Origin of the sequence: Actinokineospora sp. UTMC 2448 (assembly GCF_024760565.1) — a bacterium.
GTDB lineage: Bacteria > Actinomycetota > Actinomycetes > Mycobacteriales > Pseudonocardiaceae > Actinokineospora > Actinokineospora fastidiosa.
This window is the reverse complement of sequence record NZ_CP031087.1, coordinates 4,246,957-4,262,344: the sequence shown is the minus strand read 5'-3', so window position 1 is coordinate 4,262,344 and position 15,388 is coordinate 4,246,957. Positions and strand designations below refer to the sequence as shown.

The following is a 15,388-nucleotide window of genomic DNA, read 5'->3' as shown; positions in this document are numbered from 1 at the left end:
CCACGTCGAGAGCGTATCGGGGCAGCGGGCAAGATCCGTTCGTGCGTGGTCCCGGTGACTCCGATCACCCCGCCTTTGCCGTCGTCGGCGAAATAAGACACACTTGTGTTGTGAAAAAGACGGCTCCGGCTCCGCGGACCCTCGACGGGGGTCCCGCGCAGCACGACGGGCGCACTCGGCAGAGTGTCGCGCGCCTGCTGCTGGAGCAGGGGCCGATCACGGCGGCCGCGATCGCCGAGGCGCTGGGCCTGAGCCCGGCGGCCGTCCGAAGGCACCTGGACGCACTGGTCGCCGACGGCGAGGCGGGCACGCGAGACGCCCCCCGCCGGGGCGACCGGGGCCGAGGACGACCCGCCAGGCTCTTCCTGCTCACCGAGGCGGGCCGCGCCCGCTTCGGCCACGCCTACGACGATCTCGCCATCGCCGCGCTGCGTTTCCTCGCCGAGAACGGGGGAGAGCAGGCGGTGCGCGCGTTCGCGGAGCGCCGGGTGGCCACGCTGGTCGACCGCCACCGCGCCGCGGTGACCGGCCAGAGCGATCCCGTGGCCAGGGCCCAGGCCTTGGCCGCCGCGCTGACCAGGGAGGGCTACGCTGCCTCGACCCGCGGCGTCGGCGCGGGGGAGCAGCTGTGCCAGCACCACTGCCCGGTGGCGCACGTCGCCGCGGAGTTCCCCGAGCTGTGCGAGGTGGAGACGGCGGCGTTCGCGTCGCTGTTGGGCACGCACGTGCAGCGGCTGGCGACCATCGCCAACGGGGACGCCGTGTGCACCACCCACGTCCCGCTGGCGAACGCACCCAAGGCCATAGCACCACCGGTTCCGGATGGAGGGAAGTCCGAATGACTGCCGCTGCCGAGCAGCGCACCACCACGCCGCTTTCGCAGGAAGAGACCCTTGCCACGCTCGGGCGCTACGAGTACGGCTGGGCCGATGCCGACACCGCGGGGGCGAGTGCGCAGCGCGGCCTGTCCGAGGCCGTCGTGCGGGACATCTCCGCGAAGAAGGACGAGCCGGAGTGGATGCTGGAGTCCCGGCTCAAGGCGCTGCGCCTCTTCGACCGCAAGCCGATGCCGTCCTGGGGCGCCGACCTCTCGGGCATCGACTTCGACAACATCAAGTACTTCGTGCGCTCCACCGAGAAGCAGGCCCAGTCCTGGGAGGACCTGCCCGAGGACATCAAGAACACCTACGACAAGCTGGGCATCCCGGAGGCGGAGAAGGCCCGCCTGGTCGCCGGTGTCGCCGCCCAGTACGAGTCCGAGGTGGTCTACCACAAGATCAACGAGGAGCTCGAGAAGCAGGGCGTGATCTTCCTCGACACGGACACCGCGCTCAAGGAGCACCCGGAGCTGTTCGAGCAGTACTACGGCTCGGTCATCCCGCACGGCGACAACAAGTTCTCCGCGCTCAACGGCGCCGTCTGGTCCGGCGGGTCGTTCATCTACGTGCCGCCGGGCGTGCACGTGGAGATCCCGCTGCAGGCCTACTTCCGGATCAACACCGAGAACATGGGCCAGTTCGAGCGGACGCTGATCATCGTCGACGAGGGCGCCTACGTGCACTACGTCGAGGGCTGCACCGCGCCGATCTACTCCTCCGACTCGCTGCACTCCGCGGTCGTGGAGATCGTCGTCAAGAAGGGCGGCCGCTGCCGCTACACGACCATCCAGAACTGGTCGAACAACGTCTACAACCTGGTCACCAAGCGCGCCAAGGCCGAAGAGGGCGCGACCATGGAGTGGATCGACGGCAACATCGGCTCCAAGGTCACGATGAAGTACCCCGCGGTCTTCCTCATGGGCGAGCACGCCAAGGGCGAGGTCCTCTCGATCGCCTTCGCTGGCGAGGGCCAGCACCAGGACGCGGGCGCGAAGATGGTCCACATGGCCCCGCACACCTCCTCGACGATCGTGTCGAAGTCGGTGGCCCGCGGTGGCGGCCGCACGTCCTACCGCGGCCTGGTCCAGGTGAACAAGCGCGCCCACAACTCCAAGTCCACCGTGAAGTGCGACGCGCTGCTGGTCGACCAGATCAGCCGCTCGGACACCTACCCCTACGTCGACATCCGCGAGGACGACGTGCAGATGGGGCACGAGGCCACCGTCTCCAAGGTCAGCGACGACCAGCTGTTCTACCTGATGTCGCGCGGCCTGACCGAGGACGAGGCCATGGCGATGGTCGTGCGCGGGTTCGTCGAGCCCATCGCGCGCGAGCTGCCCATGGAGTACGCGCTGGAACTGAACCGACTGATCGAGCTGCAGATGGAAGGAGCGGTCGGCTAAATGACCGTCTCTGTCGACAAGCCGGTCGTGCCCGAGTCGTCGCGGGCCGACTGGTTCACCTCCTATGACGTCGAGGCGTTCGAGACCCCCTCCGGCCGGGAGGAGATCTGGCGCTTCACGCCGATGAAGCGGCTCGCGGGCCTGCACACCGGCGCCGCCGCGACCGGCTCGGCGTCGGTCGAGGTGGACGCCGCGCCCGAGGTGCGCGTCGAGACCGTCGAGCGCGCCGACGCCCGCATCGGCCAGGCGGGCGTGCCCGCGGACCGAGTCGCGGCGCAGGCGTACTCCTCGTTCACGTCGGCCACCGTGGTGACCGTGCCGGGGGAGACCAAGGCGTCGAAGCCGACCACGGTCACCGTGACCGGGCCGGGCGAGGGCCAGGTCGCCTACGGGCACCTCCAGGTGCGCGCGGAGCTGTTCGCCGAGGGCGTCGTGGTGCTCGACCACCGCGGCTCCGGGGTGTACGCCGACAACGTCGAGTTCGTGCTGGCCGACGGCGCCAAGCTGACCGTGGTGTCCATCCAGGACTGGGCGGACGACGCGGTGCACGTCTCGGCCCACCACGCCAAGGTCGGCCGCGACGCGCTGCTCAAGCACATCGTGGTCACCCTCGGCGGCGACGTCGTGCGGGTCTCGCCGACGGCGGCGTTCGCCGGTCCCGGCGGCGAGGTCGACCTGACCGGGCTGTACTTCGCCGACGCGGGCCAGCACCTGGAGCACCGCACCTTCGTCGACCACGCGCAGCCCAACTGCACGTCCAATGTGGTCTACAAGGGCGCGCTGCAGGGTGATGACGCGCACACGGTCTGGATCGGCGACGTGCTGATCCGCGCCGCGGCCGAGGGCACCCAGACCTACGAGCTGAACCGCAACCTGGTCCTCACCGACGGCGCGCGCGCCGACTCGGTGCCGAACCTGGAGATCGAGACCGGCGAGATCGCTGGCGCGGGCCACGCGTCGGCGACCGGCCGGTTCGACGACGAGCAGCTGTTCTACCTGCAGGCGCGCGGCATCCCCGAGGACCAGGCCCGCAGGCTGGTGGTGCGCGGGTTCTTCCACGAGCTGCTGATGAAGATCGACGTCCCCGAGGTGCGCGAGCGCCTGGAGGCCGCGATCGAGGCCGAGCTGGCGGCGGTCGGGGCATGACCCGCGTGTGCGCCCTGGCCGACCTCGACGACGGCAAGCCGTTCGCCGTCGAGGTCGACGACGTGGCCGTGGTGCTGGTGCGCCAGGGCGACGAGGTGCACGCCCTGCGGGACGAGTGCTCCCACGCCGAACTGGCGCTGTCGGAGGGCGAGGTGACCCGCAAGGGCATCGAGTGCTGGCTGCACGGGTCGTGCTTCGACCTGCGCACCGGCGCGCCCTCCGCGCCGCCCGCGACCGAACCCGTCGACGTCTACGCCGTGACCGTGGTCGCTGGCGATGTGCACGTCGACATCACCACCACGACGAACTGACTTTTTGGAGTAGGAAGCCGCAATGGCCACGCTGGAAATCAAGGACCTGCACGTCTCGGTCGCCACGGACGAGGGTCCCAAGGAGATCCTCAAGGGCGTCGACCTCACCGTGAAGGCGGGCGAGACGCACGCGATCATGGGCCCCAACGGCTCGGGCAAGTCGACGCTGAGCTACGCCGTCGCCGGGCACCCGAAGTACGAGGTCACCTCGGGCTCGGTCACCCTCGACGGGGTCGACGTGCTGGAGATGAGCGTGGACGAGCGGGCCCGCGCGGGCCTGTTCCTGGCCATGCAGTACCCGGTCGAGGTCCCGGGCGTGTCCATGTCGAACTTCCTGCGCACCGCGGCGACCGCGGTCCGCGGCGAGGCGCCGAAGCTGCGGACCTGGGTCAAGGAGGTCAAGGCGGCGATGGGCGAGCTGGAGATCGACCCGTCCTTCGCCGAGCGCAGCGTCAACGAGGGCTTCTCCGGCGGGGAGAAGAAGCGCCACGAGATCCTGCAGCTGGCGCTGCTGAACCCGAAGATCGCCATCCTCGACGAGACCGACTCCGGCCTCGACGTGGACGCGCTGCGCGTGGTGTCCGAGGGCGTCAACCGCTTCCGCGCCTCCGGCGAGTCCGGTGTGCTGCTGATCACGCACTACACCCGCATCCTGCGCCACATCACCCCCGACTTCGTGCACGTCTTCGCTGGTGGCCGCATCGTCGAGTCCGGCGGCAAGGAGCTGGCCGACGTGCTGGAGGCCGAGGGCTACGTGAAGTACGCGGGCAAGCAGGAAGCCGCGAGCGCGTCCTGACGTTGTACCGCGTAGGCCCTTGGAGGAGGTGGCTTTCCCGGTGACCGCACTGACCGCGCCGTTGGACGTGGCCGCGCTGCGCGCGGACTTCCCGATCCTCGGCCGCACCGTCCGCGACGGCAAACGCCTGGTGTACCTGGACTCCGGGGCCACGTCGCAGCGGCCGCGCCAGGTGCTCGACGCCGAGCGGGAGTTCCTGGAGCGGCACAACGCCGCCGTGCACCGCGGCGCGCACCAGCTCGCCGAGGAGGCCACGGACGCCTACGAGTCCGCCCGAGCGCGCGTCGCCGCGTTCATCGGGGTGACGCCGGACGAGGTCGTGTTCACCAAGAACGCGACCGAGGGCATCAACCTGGTGGCGTACGCGATGGGCAACGCGGCCACCGCGGGCCCGGAGTCGGCGCGGTTCGTGCTCGGTCCCGGCGACGAGATCGTGGTCACCGAGATGGAGCACCACGCCAACCTCGTCCCGTGGCAGCAGCTCGCCCAGCGCAGCGGCGCGACGCTGCGCTGGTTCGGCGTCACCGACGACGGCAGGCTCGACCTGTCCGACCTGGACACGCTGGTGACCGAGCGCACGCGGTTGGTGGCGTTCACCCACCAGTCGAACGTGCTCGGCACGGTCAACCCGGTCGCGGCGCTGGTCGCCCGCGCCCAGGCCGTGGGCGCGCTGACCGTGCTCGACGCCTGCCAGTCCGTGCCGCACGCGCCGGTCGACCTCGCGGCGCTGGGCGTGGACTTCGCGGTGTTCTCCGGGCACAAGATGCTGGGGCCGTCCGGCATCGGCGTGCTCTACGGGCGCCGGGAGCTGCTGGGCTCGATGCCGCCGTTCCTGACCGGCGGATCGATGATCGAGATGGTCGAGATGGCCCGGTCCACCTTCGCCCCGCCGCCGCAGCGGTTCGAGGCCGGGGTGCCGATGACCTCCCAGGCCGTCGGCCTGGGCGCGGCGGTGGACTACCTCAACGCCGTGGGCATGGACCGCGTGGCCGAGCACGAGCACGCGCTGACCGTGGCCGCGCTGGCGGGGCTGGCCGAGATCCCCGGCGTCCGGGTGCTGGGCCCCGGCCTGGACGCCGCAGGCGACGTTGCCGACCGCGGCGGCGCGGTGTCGTTCGTCATCGACGGCGTCCACCCGCACGACGCGGGCCAGGTGCTCGACGACGAGGGCGTGGCGGTCCGGGTCGGCCACCACTGCGCGTGGCCGCTGCACCGGCGCCTGAAGGTGCCCGCCAGCGTGCGGGCGAGCTTCTACCTCTACAACGACCTGGGCGACATCGCCGCGCTGCTGGACGGGGTCCGGGCGGCCCAGCGGTTCTTCGGGGTGGCGTGATGCAGCTGCAGCAGATGTACCAGGAGATCATCCTGGACCACTACAAGAACCCGCACGGGCGCGGCCTGCGCGAGCCGTACGACGCCGAGTCCTTCCAGGTCAACCCGACCTGCGGGGACGAGGTGACGCTGCGGGTCAGGCTCGCGGGCGACACCGTCGAGGACGTCTCCTACGAGGGGCAGGGCTGCTCGATCAGCCAGGCGTCGACGTCGGTGCTGACCGACCTCGTGGTCGGGCGGGGCGTGGCCGACGCGCTGTCCACGATGGACGCCTTCGTCGAGCTGATGCAGGGCCGCGGCCAGGTCGAGCCGGACGAGGACGTGCTGGAGGACGGCATCGCGTTCGCGGGCGTGGCGAAGTACCCCGCCCGCGTGAAGTGCGCGCTGCTTGGTTGGATGGCGTTCAAGGACGCGCTGGCCCGTACGGGAGGACAAGCATGACTGACGAGACCGTGGAGCGCGGCGCGGCGGGCATGCCCGAGATCGCCCCGCGCGCCGACAAGGCCAACCTCGACGACGTCGAGGAGGCCATGCGTGACGTGGTCGACCCCGAGCTGGGCATCAACGTGGTCGACCTCGGCCTGGTCTACGACATCCGGGTCGACGACGACAACACCGCCACGATCGACATGACCCTGACCTCGGCGGCCTGCCCGCTGACCGACGTCATCGAGGACCAGACCCGGGCCGCGCTCACCGGCGGCGCGGGCGGCGGGATCGTGTCGGACTTCCGCATCAACTGGGTGTGGATGCCGCCGTGGGGCCCGGAGAAGATCACCGAGGACGGCCGCGAGCAGCTGCGCGCCCTCGGCTTCACCGTCTAGCGGCGTCGCGGTGGCGGGGTTGATCCACTTCTGATCACATGGTGGGCGTGCCCCGCCCCACCCGCGCCGAACTGGACGCCGCCCGCGACCGCACCATCCCCGATGTCGTCGCGCCCGGTCTTGCGGTGCTGTTCTGCGGCATCAACCCCAGCCTGTACTCGGCGGCGACCGGTCACCACTTCGCGCGGCCGGGCAACCGGTTCTGGCCCGCGCTGCACCTGTCGGGCTTCACGCCGCGGCTGCTGCGCCCGGACGAGCAGGGCCTGCTGCCGGGGTTCGGGCTGGGCGTGACCAACCTGGTCCGCCGGGCGACAGCGCGGGCCGACGAGCTCTCCGCCGAGGAACTGGTGCGCGGCGGCGCGCGCCTGCGCGCACTCGTGGGGCGGTATCGGCCGAGGGTGGTGGCCGTCGTCGGCGTGACGGCCTATCGGGTGGCGTTCGGCATCCCCGACGCCCGCGTGGGCAGGCGGCCGGAGACCGTCGGGTCCGCCGCCGTCTGGGTGCTGCCCAACCCGAGCGGGCTCAACGCGCACTACCAGCTCCCCGATCTGGCGGCCGAGTTCCGCGCTCTGCGCCGCGCCCTGCCCGAAATCGGGCAGGAAAGTTGCTGAACCCGGTTCCGGGTGGCAGGGTCCGGTCGTGACCGACCCGCTTGTGAGGCACGTGGCCCAGAGCACCGGCCTGCCGCCCGCCGTGGCGGCCCGGGTCGTCGCGGACGTGGTGGCGTACTACGGCGAGACCGTCGAGCAGTTCGTCCGCCGCCGCCACGCCGAGCTGCGGAACCGGCAGCACCGCAACGCCGAGATCTGGACCGCCATCGCCGAGGAGCTGGCCGCGCGGCCGTTCGCGGCGGAGGCGCTGTCCGAGCGGCAGCTGCGCAGGATCGTCTACGGGTGAGGAGCCGCTTGTGTGCGGGATCGTGGGATACGTGGGGGCGCGTCCGGCCGTCCCGGTGCTGGTCGAGGGCCTGCACCGGCTGGAGTACCGCGGGTACGACTCGGCCGGGGTCGCCGTGCCCCGGCGGGGGCGGATCGCGGTGACCAAGGTCGCGGGCCGCGTGCGCGACCTGCGGGACCGCCTCGACCTGCCCGGCGCCGCGACGACGGGCATCGGCCACACGCGCTGGGCGACCCACGGCGAGCCCAACGACCGCAACGCCCACCCGCACCTGGACGCGTCCGGGCGGGTCGCGGTGGTGCACAACGGGATCATAGAGAACGCCGAGCAGCTGCGCGCCCGCCTGAGCGCCGACGGCGTCGCGCTGGCGTCGGACACCGACACCGAGGCGCTCGCCCACCTGATCGCCGCGTCGCTGGGCGACGGCCCGCTGGAGGACGCGGTGCGCACCGCCCTGCGGCACGTGGAGGGCACGTACGGCCTGGTGGTGCTGGACCGGATCAGGCCGGACGAGCTGGTGGTCGCGCGCAACGGGAGCCCCATCGTGCTCGGCGTGGGCGAGGGGGAGATGTTCGTCGCCTCCGACGTCGCCGCCCTGGTCCACCACACCCAGCGCGTGGTGTTCCTGGACGACGGCGAGGTGGCCACGGTGAAGGCGGGGGAGTACCGCACCAGCACCCTGGACGCCACGACGACGACGCGCACCCCGACCACGGTGGACCTCGAGTCGGGCTCGTACGGCCTCGACGGCCACCCGGACTTCATGCGCAAGGAGATGGCCGAGCAGCCCGAGGCCGTCCGCCGCGCGCTGCGGGGGCGGCTGGACACCCGGTTCGCCACCGCGCACCTGGGCGGCCTCGACCTGGACCCGGTGGCGCTGCGCTCGGTGCGCCGGGTGAAGTTCCTCGGCTGCGGGTCGGCCTACTACGCGGGCCAGATCGGCGCGGGGCTGGTGGAGTCGCTGGCGCGCGTCCCGGCCGACGCCGAGCCCGCATCGGAGTTCCGGTACCGCAACCCGGTGGTGGACCCGGACACGCTGTACGTGGCGGTCAGCCAGTCGGGGGAGACCCTGGACACGCTCGCGGCGGTGCAGGAGCTGCGCCGCAAGGGCGGCCGCGTGATGGGCGCGGTGAATGTCGTCGGCAGCGCGATCGCGCGCGAGTGCGGCAGCGGGGTGTTCCTGCACGCGGGTCCGGAGATCTCGGTGGCGTCGACGAAGGCGGTGACGACGATGGGCGTGTCGTTCGCCATGCTGGCGCTGCTGCTGGGCCGGGTGCGCGACCTCTCCGCCGCCGCGGGCGCGCGGGTCGTCGCGGGCCTGCAGGCCCTGCCGGAGCGCATCGAGGCCGCCCTGGCCCTGGACGACGAGATCGCGGGGATCGCCTCGCGGTACGCCTCGGCCCGGCACATGTTCTTCCTGGGCCGGGTGAGCGGCTGGCCGGTGGCGCGGGAGGGCGCGCAGAAGCTCAAGGAGGTGTCGTACGTGCACGCGGAGGCCTACCAGGCGGCGGAGCTGAAGCACGGCCCGATCGCCCTGATCGACAAGGACATGCCGAGCGTGGTGATCGTGCCGGACGACGACATCGTGGTGAAGAACGTGTCCACTATGGAGCAGATTCGCGCCAGGGGCGGGCCGGTGATCGCCGTGACCACTGTGGACCTCCCGGCCGGGGTGGCGGACGAGGTGGTGCGGGTGCCCCGGGGGGAGGCCGTGCTGGATCCGCTGGTGCTGGGGATTCCGTTGCAGCTCCTGGCGTACCACACTGCCGCGGCTTTGGGCCGGGACATCGACAAGCCGCGGAACCTGGCCAAGAGCGTGACGGTGGAGTAAGCGCCGGGCGCTACCCCGCCACTCGGTCCGGGGAGGGCATGGCCCGCTGGAGGGCGGGGTCCGCGGTGCGCACGGTCCGGCCGCGGAGCACTTCGACGCGGTCGGTGCCGGTGCGGCCCAGGACCCAGCTCGAGCCGGGTACGGCCTTCGCGCGCTTCTTCAGGGCCGCCAGCTGCCGGGAGACGTCGCGGTACGACGAGATCGTGCCCGCGCCGCAGACCAGGGAGGCCAGGGACACGCACACCTCGACGCCCTCGGTGGACCAGGGGCGGTCGACCACCCTGGCGGCCACGGCGGCGATCTCGTCGACCTCGGCGACCACCAGGAAGTCGTCGCCGCCGACGTGGCCGACGCGGACGCCCGGCAGTTCGGCCTGGGCCCGGGAGAGCTCGCGGCCGATGGCGCGGATCAGGTCGTCGCCAGCGGCGAAGCCCGCCGTGTCGTTCACGGCCTTGAAGGAGTCCACGTCCAGCCAGGCGGCCACGAACATCGCGCCGCGGCGGATGCGGCGGTCGATCTCGCGGTCGATGACGTCGCTGCCCGGGAGGCGGGTCAGCGGGTTGAGGGCCGCCGCCTGCTCGATGCGCGCCGCGGCCACCGCGCGGACGACCTCGCCGAGGCGGACGACGCCCTGGCAGATCCCGGCGGCGTCCACGACCACGATGTCCTCGCCCCAGCGGTCCCACTCGGCGTCGTCGACGGCCTCCAGGAGCTGCAGGCCGGTGGCGTCGATGCCGATGATCCGCGAGGGCTCGCCGTGGCGGGCCGCCGGGCGCTTGGCGTTGAGGGCGTGGCCGTAGAGGCCGGTGACGGCCAGCAGGAAGCGGCTGCGCGTGACGGTGCCCACCGGCTTGCCGTCCGGGTCGAGCAGGACGATGCCGTTGACCGTCGGGTCGTCGGCGAAGCGCTCGCGGGCGGCCTCGGCGGGGGCGTCCTCGGGCAGGGTGGACGCTGGCCGGAGGAAGTCGGCGACCATCGGCACGCCCGTGCCCTCGGTGGTGGTCGTGGCGTTCAGCTCGATGATCTCGGCGACCGGCCGGGGCAGCTGGGCCGGGATGCCGACGCGGCTCGCGCCTGCCAGCAGGTTGCCCTGGGCCAGCCGCACGCCCGCGCGGTTGAGGCAGAGCAGCTGCTCCTCGTTGTCCACGCCGACGGCGGCGAGGCGCACGTCGACCCGGGCGCAGTACTGGGCGAGGAACTCCACGACCGCGCGGCAGGCGTCGTCGTCCGGCAGGCCGCCGATCAGGTGGGCGTCGAGCTTGACCAGGTCCGGCCGCAGGTCGGTGAGCAGGGTGAGGGGCAGGTCGCCGTCGCCGACGGCGTCGAAGGCGATGCGGAAGCCCTGCTCGCGCAGCGCGGTCACGCCGCGGACGAGGGCGGCGCGGTGGACGCGGCTGTACGGCGGGGTGATCTCCAGGACGACATCGTGCGGGTGCCTGCCGCACCGGGCCAGCGCCGGGCGCAGGAACCGGATCAGCTCGTCGGCGCGGGTCGCCGTGGCGGCGAGGATGTTGACGTGCACCGGCAGCGCGGTGCTGTGCCCCGCCGCGGCCAGCAGCGCCCCGCTGGCGAGGGAGATATCCGTCTCGGTCAGCCTGCCCGCTTTTCCGGCCTGCCTGAGCAAGTCGTAGATGGAGCCGTCCTTGGGCCGGGCCAGGGCCTCGACCGCCACGGTCTCCCCGGTGCGGGTGCTGAGCAATGGCTGGAACGCGAAGCTGACGTCCGGCACCACGGTCACGCCGGACAGTGTGCACTCCGACCAGGCCTTTGGGCGCCTTTGTCACCAGGTGTTCACTGAGCATTGTTCTTCGCCGCCCCGCATTCCCCGAATGGGTGAATGAATGCCGAAGATCAATTATTGTGGTGAAGATCTATCGCAGTGTGGCCAGTTTTCGGCGAATCGGCCACGGCGAGGTAGCGAAGATCGCGGTCATGGCCGCCACGGTGCCCGCGAGGTCCGCGCGCCCGGTGAGGAACGCCCGCCTGCGCCCGGCGGGCTGGGCGAAGAACCCGGCGAAGAACTCCGGCACCCGCTCCGGAGGGAGGGCCAGCAGCGCGCGCAGCCCCTGCCTGCGCAGCGCGTGCACCGCGCGGGCCGGGCGCGGCCACACGGCGGCGCGCGCCGCGGCCGCGGCGGCGGCCGGGCCCTCGGGCAGGGCGGCGGCGATCGCCTCGGCCACGGCGGGGGCGGTGGCCAGGGCGTCGCCGACGCTGTAGCCGGTGGCCGGGTGCACCATGGCCGCCGCCGAGCCGAAGGCCACCGGCGCGGCGTGCCCCCGCGCGGTGGCCGGGGTGCGGATCGGCAGGTCGAGCGGGAAGCGCACGCGCTCGGTCCGCGCGTCGGCCGGGACGGCGACGCCCGCGGCCGCGAGCCTGCGGGCCAGCCGGGCGCGCAGGACGTCGGAGCCGACGCCCGGGCGCGCGGCCAGGGACGTCTCCTCCACCAGCGTGCTCCCGTCGGGTAGCGGGACGGCGTAGAGGAACGTGGCCAGGCCGTCGGCGGTGTCCCAGCCGTCCATGAACACCGCCGTGCCCGGCGGCGCGAGCGGGGCGGCCACGTCGGCGGGCAGGACGACGCCCACGGCGGACTGTTCGACCCGGGGACCGGGCGGGCGCCCGCCGGTGAGGCCGCGCCGGTGCCCGGTCGCGTCGACGACGACGGCGGCGCTGATCTCGCCCCCGGAGTCCAGGTGCACGGTGACGCCGCGCGCCGTGCCGGTGACGCCCACCGCCTTGTCGCGCACCACCGGCGTCTTGCCCGCGACGTACGCGGCGACCGTGGCGGCGTTGTCGAGGACGGCGTACGGGCGGTCGACGGGACGCCCGCAGGCGCGCACCTCCGTCGCGGTCACCATGCGCGCGCCCGGGGGCAGCGTGTCGGCCTGGTCGGACCAGAGCCCGTAGGTCGGCCGCCATGCCGCGTCCGGCCGCGGGGCCACCACGGTCGTGGAGAGCCCCCGAGTGGTGCATGCGCGGGCCAGCGCCCACCCGGCCGGTCCGCTGCCCGCGACGATCACGTCCACCGCTGCCACGGCGACGATCCCACCACGTTCGGCCGAACGCGGGGAATAGGCTCTCCGGCATGGCCGAACACGACCGCGCCGGGCGCCGCGACCCCGGACCCGCGCCCGGGGACCTGGCCGCCACGCCGTTCCGCGGCGACCGGGACCGGCTGGTCGCCTCGCCGTTCTTCGCCCGGCTGGGCGGGGTGACGCAGGTGGTGACGGCGGGCGGCTCCGGCCTGCTGCACAACCGCCTCACCCACAGCCTCAAGGTCGCCCAGGTGGCGCGGGCGATCGCCGAGCGGCTGGGCGCCGACCCCGACGTCGCGCCGCTGCTGGCCGACCTCGGCGGCTGCGACCCGGACGTGGTCGAGGCCGCCGCGGTCGCCCACGACCTCGGGCACCCGCCGTTCGGCCACCTCGGCGAGCAGGTGCTCGACCGGCTGGCCCGGCACCGCTTCGGCCTGCCCGACGGGTTCGAGGGCAACGCGCAGAGCTTCCGCATCGTGACCACGACCGACACGCGCGGGCCGAAGGCCGCCGGGCTGGACCTGACCGCCGCAGTGCGCGCTGCCGTCCTCAAGTACCCGTGGACGCGGCTGACCCACCCGGACCCGCACCCGAGGACGATGGCCGACCCGCCGCGCGGCGCCGCCGAGCCGCCGGAGTCGCCCGGCACCGGGTCGGCGAAGTTCTCCGCCTACGTCACCGAGCTGGACGACCTGCTCGACTGCCGCGCGCCGTTCGCCGGGAGGATCGCCGACTGGCAGCAGACCGTCGAGTCCTCGGTGATGGACAACGCCGACGACATCGCCTACGCCATCCACGACCTGGAGGACTTCCACCGCATCGGCGTCCTCCAGCACGCGCCGGTCTCCGCCGAGCTGAGCCGCTGGGAGCGCGGGCGCGCGGAGTTCGCCCAGCTCTCCGACACCGAGCTGGCCGCCGACCGGCGCAGGCCGGGCCGGTCGCTGGAGGCGCTGCGCCGCCGTCTGCACCTGCGCGACGGCTGGATGGTCGACGACGACGCCTTCGCCGCCGCCGTCACCCGGGTCCGCGAGGACCTCGTCGACGCGCTGCTGGCCGTCCCGTTCGACGGCTCGGTGGCCGCCGAGCAGGCCTTCGGCGCGTTCTCCACCGGCTGGACGCGGCGGCTGGTCGCGGGCGTGCACGTGCTCGCCGACCCGCCGACGCGGTCCGGGCACGTGCTGCTGGCGTGCGACCAGTGGCACGAGGTGCAGGTGCTCAAGTTCGTCCACCGCCGCTTCGTGCTGCTGCGGCCCGACCTGGCGCTGCACCAGCGCGGACAGGCGCGGCTGCTCACCTCGCTGGTGGAGGCGCTCGACCAGTGGCTGGCGGACCCGTACGAGGCCGACCGGCTGCCGCGGCGGCTGTTCGACCTCGTCGAGCTCGCCCACGACGAGTACAGCGAGCTGGCGAAGGACCATCCGGAGACCCTGGTCGGCCCGCGCGGGGAGCGCGAGGTCAGCGTGCCCGCGCTGGCCAGGGGCCGGGCGGTGATCGACTTCGTGGCCTCGCTCACCGACGGCCAGACCGTGTCCCTGCTCGACGCGCTCAGCGGCCGGGAGAGCCGGTTCTGGTCGGACGCCCTGGTGCTCTGAGCCTCACGACCGCCGCGCGCGGAACAGCCACAGCGCGCCCCACACCAGGACGGCGGAGAACAGCACCCAGAACCACGCGGGCAGGCCGCCGCCGTCCTCGGTGTCCTCGGCAGGCGCGGACGGCGTGGCGACCGACACGGGAGCGGCGGACGTGGTCGTGGGCGCCCCAGTGGTGATCGTCGCAGTGGTGATCGTCGCAGTGGTGGCAGGCGCAGTGGTGCTCGGCGGGGTCGTCGGCGCGGGCCGGGCGAGGGTGAAGCGGATCGTGCCCGTGACTATGTGGCCGTCGTCGGAGGTGACGCGGTAGGCCAGGCCGTGGACGCCCGCCGGTCCGGCCGCGACGACCGCCGCCGTCACCACCGACCCGGACGCCTCCACATCGGACACCCGCCACGCGCTGCCGTCGGGCGCGGTGACCCGCACCGACTCCGGGTTGGCCGCGACCGGCCCGGAGAACGTCAGCGTCACCGCCGACGGGGCCGAGGACAGGGCGGCGCCCTGCGCCGGGTCGCTGGACTCCAGCTCCACGTGGGCCGCCGCGGGCGGGGCGCCCGCCAGCAGCGCGGCCGCGACCGCGACCGCGGCCACCGTGAGTCGACGGTGCATCCGCGAGACTCTAGTCGCGGGCCAGCTCGGCCACCTCGTCGTGCGCCTGCACGACGAGCGCGCGCATCGCCGCCTCGGCCCGCTCGGCCGCGCCGTCGGCGATCGCGGCGGCCACCGTCGCGTGCAGGGCGACGGCCTCGGGCGCGGGGCGCTCGGGCATCAGGCCGTGCCCGGTCCGGCCCCGCAGCACTTCCGCGACCACCGCCGACAGCTGGCGGAACATGGGATTGCCCGACGCGCGCAGCACCAGGCCGTGGAAGGCGATGTCGTGGTCGAGGAAGGCGTTGAGGTCGCCGGTCGCGGCCGCGAGCCGCCGCGCCATGTCCGCCAGGGCGCCGCGCTGCTCGGGCGTGGCGCGGGCCGCCGCGCAGCGGGCCGCGGTGGGCTCGACGGCGTGGCGCAGCTCGGTCAGCGCGCGCAGCGCGGCCACCCGGCCGGGGCCGTCGAGCTGCCAGCGGATCACCAGCGGGTCGTAGTGGTTCCACTCGTCGCGCTCCCGGACGGTGATCCCGACCCGGCGCTTGCTCGTGGTCAGCCGCAACGCCTCCAGCACGCGCACCACCTCGCGCGCTGCCGTGCGGGAGACGCCGAAGCGGCACTGCAGGCCCTCCAGCCGCAGCACCGACCCCGGCGGCAGCGCGCCGGAGACGATCTCGGCGCCCAACTCGGCCAGCACCCGCGCGTGCATGCCGTTGGTCATGAGCGGGAAATCTACCGTGCGGGATGCTTGAATAAGTCGT

General features: G+C 73.3%; 16 protein-coding genes. 12 read left to right on the top strand and 4 right to left on the bottom strand.

Annotated elements, in window-relative coordinates; all coding sequences use genetic code 11:
* Positions 1 to 110: 110 nt before the first annotated feature.
* Genes Actkin_RS19345 through glmS form a run of 11 tightly spaced genes read left to right on the top strand, consistent with a single transcriptional unit; the run spans position 111 to position 9,418 of the window.
* Entirely contained in the window at positions 111 to 842 is a 732-nt protein-coding gene (locus tag Actkin_RS19345; protein ID WP_258903683.1) for a helix-turn-helix transcriptional regulator, read from the top strand.
* Positions 839 to 2,281: a Fe-S cluster assembly protein SufB gene (sufB, locus tag Actkin_RS19340; RefSeq protein WP_189210931.1), complete on the top strand. Its 1,443-nt coding sequence runs from the start codon at positions 839 to 841 to the stop codon at positions 2,279 to 2,281. The genes Actkin_RS19345 and sufB overlap by 4 nt, the downstream gene beginning before the upstream one ends.
* Positions 2,282 to 3,427: a Fe-S cluster assembly protein SufD gene (gene sufD / locus Actkin_RS19335; RefSeq protein ID WP_258903682.1), complete on the top strand. Its 1,146-nt coding sequence runs from the start codon at positions 2,282 to 2,284 to the stop codon at positions 3,425 to 3,427.
* A complete protein-coding gene (locus Actkin_RS19330; protein ID WP_189210929.1) occupies positions 3,424 to 3,738 on the top strand; it encodes a non-heme iron oxygenase ferredoxin subunit in 315 nt (104 codons plus the stop codon). Before sufD ends, Actkin_RS19330 begins: the two co-directional genes overlap by 4 nt.
* Before the next feature lie 22 nt (positions 3,739 to 3,760).
* On the top strand, positions 3,761 to 4,534 hold the full coding sequence (gene sufC, locus Actkin_RS19325) for a Fe-S cluster assembly ATPase SufC (protein WP_189210928.1): 774 nt from the start codon (positions 3,761 to 3,763) through the stop codon (positions 4,532 to 4,534).
* A gap of 40 nt (positions 4,535 to 4,574) precedes the next feature.
* A complete protein-coding gene (locus Actkin_RS19320; protein ID WP_258903681.1) occupies positions 4,575 to 5,867 on the top strand; it encodes a cysteine desulfurase in 1,293 nt (430 codons plus the stop codon).
* On the top strand, positions 5,867 to 6,307 hold the full coding sequence (sufU, locus tag Actkin_RS19315; protein ID WP_189210926.1) for a Fe-S cluster assembly sulfur transfer protein SufU: 441 nt from the start codon (positions 5,867 to 5,869) through the stop codon (positions 6,305 to 6,307). The genes Actkin_RS19320 and sufU overlap by 1 nt, the downstream gene beginning before the upstream one ends.
* On the top strand, positions 6,304 to 6,690 hold the full coding sequence (locus tag Actkin_RS19310; protein WP_189210925.1) for a metal-sulfur cluster assembly factor: 387 nt from the start codon (positions 6,304 to 6,306) through the stop codon (positions 6,688 to 6,690). Before sufU ends, Actkin_RS19310 begins: the two co-directional genes overlap by 4 nt.
* Positions 6,691 to 6,737: 47 nt before the next feature.
* Positions 6,738 to 7,301, top strand: coding sequence for a G/U mismatch-specific DNA glycosylase (gene mug / locus Actkin_RS19305; protein ID WP_373292389.1), 564 nt, complete (start codon positions 6,738 to 6,740; stop codon positions 7,299 to 7,301).
* A 28-nt stretch (positions 7,302 to 7,329) separates the two neighbouring features.
* Positions 7,330 to 7,587: a hypothetical protein gene (locus tag Actkin_RS19300; protein WP_258903680.1), complete on the top strand. Its 258-nt coding sequence runs from the start codon at positions 7,330 to 7,332 to the stop codon at positions 7,585 to 7,587.
* 10 nt (positions 7,588 to 7,597) lie between these two features.
* A complete protein-coding gene (gene glmS / locus Actkin_RS19295) occupies positions 7,598 to 9,418 on the top strand; it encodes a glutamine--fructose-6-phosphate transaminase (isomerizing) (protein ID WP_258903679.1) in 1,821 nt (606 codons plus the stop codon).
* Positions 9,419 to 9,428: 10 nt separating this feature from the next.
* Here the strand turns inward: glmS and Actkin_RS19290 are convergent, their stop codons facing one another.
* Both Actkin_RS19290 and Actkin_RS19285 read right to left on the bottom strand, forming a co-directional pair.
* Positions 9,429 to 11,156: a GGDEF domain-containing protein gene (locus Actkin_RS19290; RefSeq protein ID WP_258903678.1), complete on the bottom strand. Its 1,728-nt coding sequence runs from the start codon at positions 11,154 to 11,156 to the stop codon at positions 9,429 to 9,431.
* 133 nt (positions 11,157 to 11,289) lie between these two features.
* Complete coding sequence (locus Actkin_RS19285; RefSeq protein WP_258903676.1) at positions 11,290 to 12,450, bottom strand: lycopene cyclase family protein; 1,161 nt, start codon at positions 12,448 to 12,450, stop codon at positions 11,290 to 11,292.
* Positions 12,451 to 12,500: 50 nt separating this feature from the next.
* Between Actkin_RS19285 and Actkin_RS19280 the strand changes: the two genes are divergently transcribed.
* A complete protein-coding gene (locus Actkin_RS19280; RefSeq protein ID WP_258903674.1) occupies positions 12,501 to 14,042 on the top strand; it encodes a deoxyguanosinetriphosphate triphosphohydrolase family protein in 1,542 nt (513 codons plus the stop codon).
* Between the two features lie 3 nt (positions 14,043 to 14,045).
* Here the strand turns inward: Actkin_RS19280 and Actkin_RS19275 are convergent, their stop codons facing one another.
* Entirely contained in the window at positions 14,046 to 14,648 is a 603-nt protein-coding gene (locus tag Actkin_RS19275) for a copper resistance CopC family protein (protein WP_258903672.1), read from the bottom strand.
* Between the two features lie 10 nt (positions 14,649 to 14,658).
* Complete coding sequence (locus tag Actkin_RS19270) at positions 14,659 to 15,348, bottom strand: FadR/GntR family transcriptional regulator (protein ID WP_258903670.1); 690 nt, start codon at positions 15,346 to 15,348, stop codon at positions 14,659 to 14,661.
* Positions 15,349 to 15,388 lie beyond the last annotated feature (40 nt).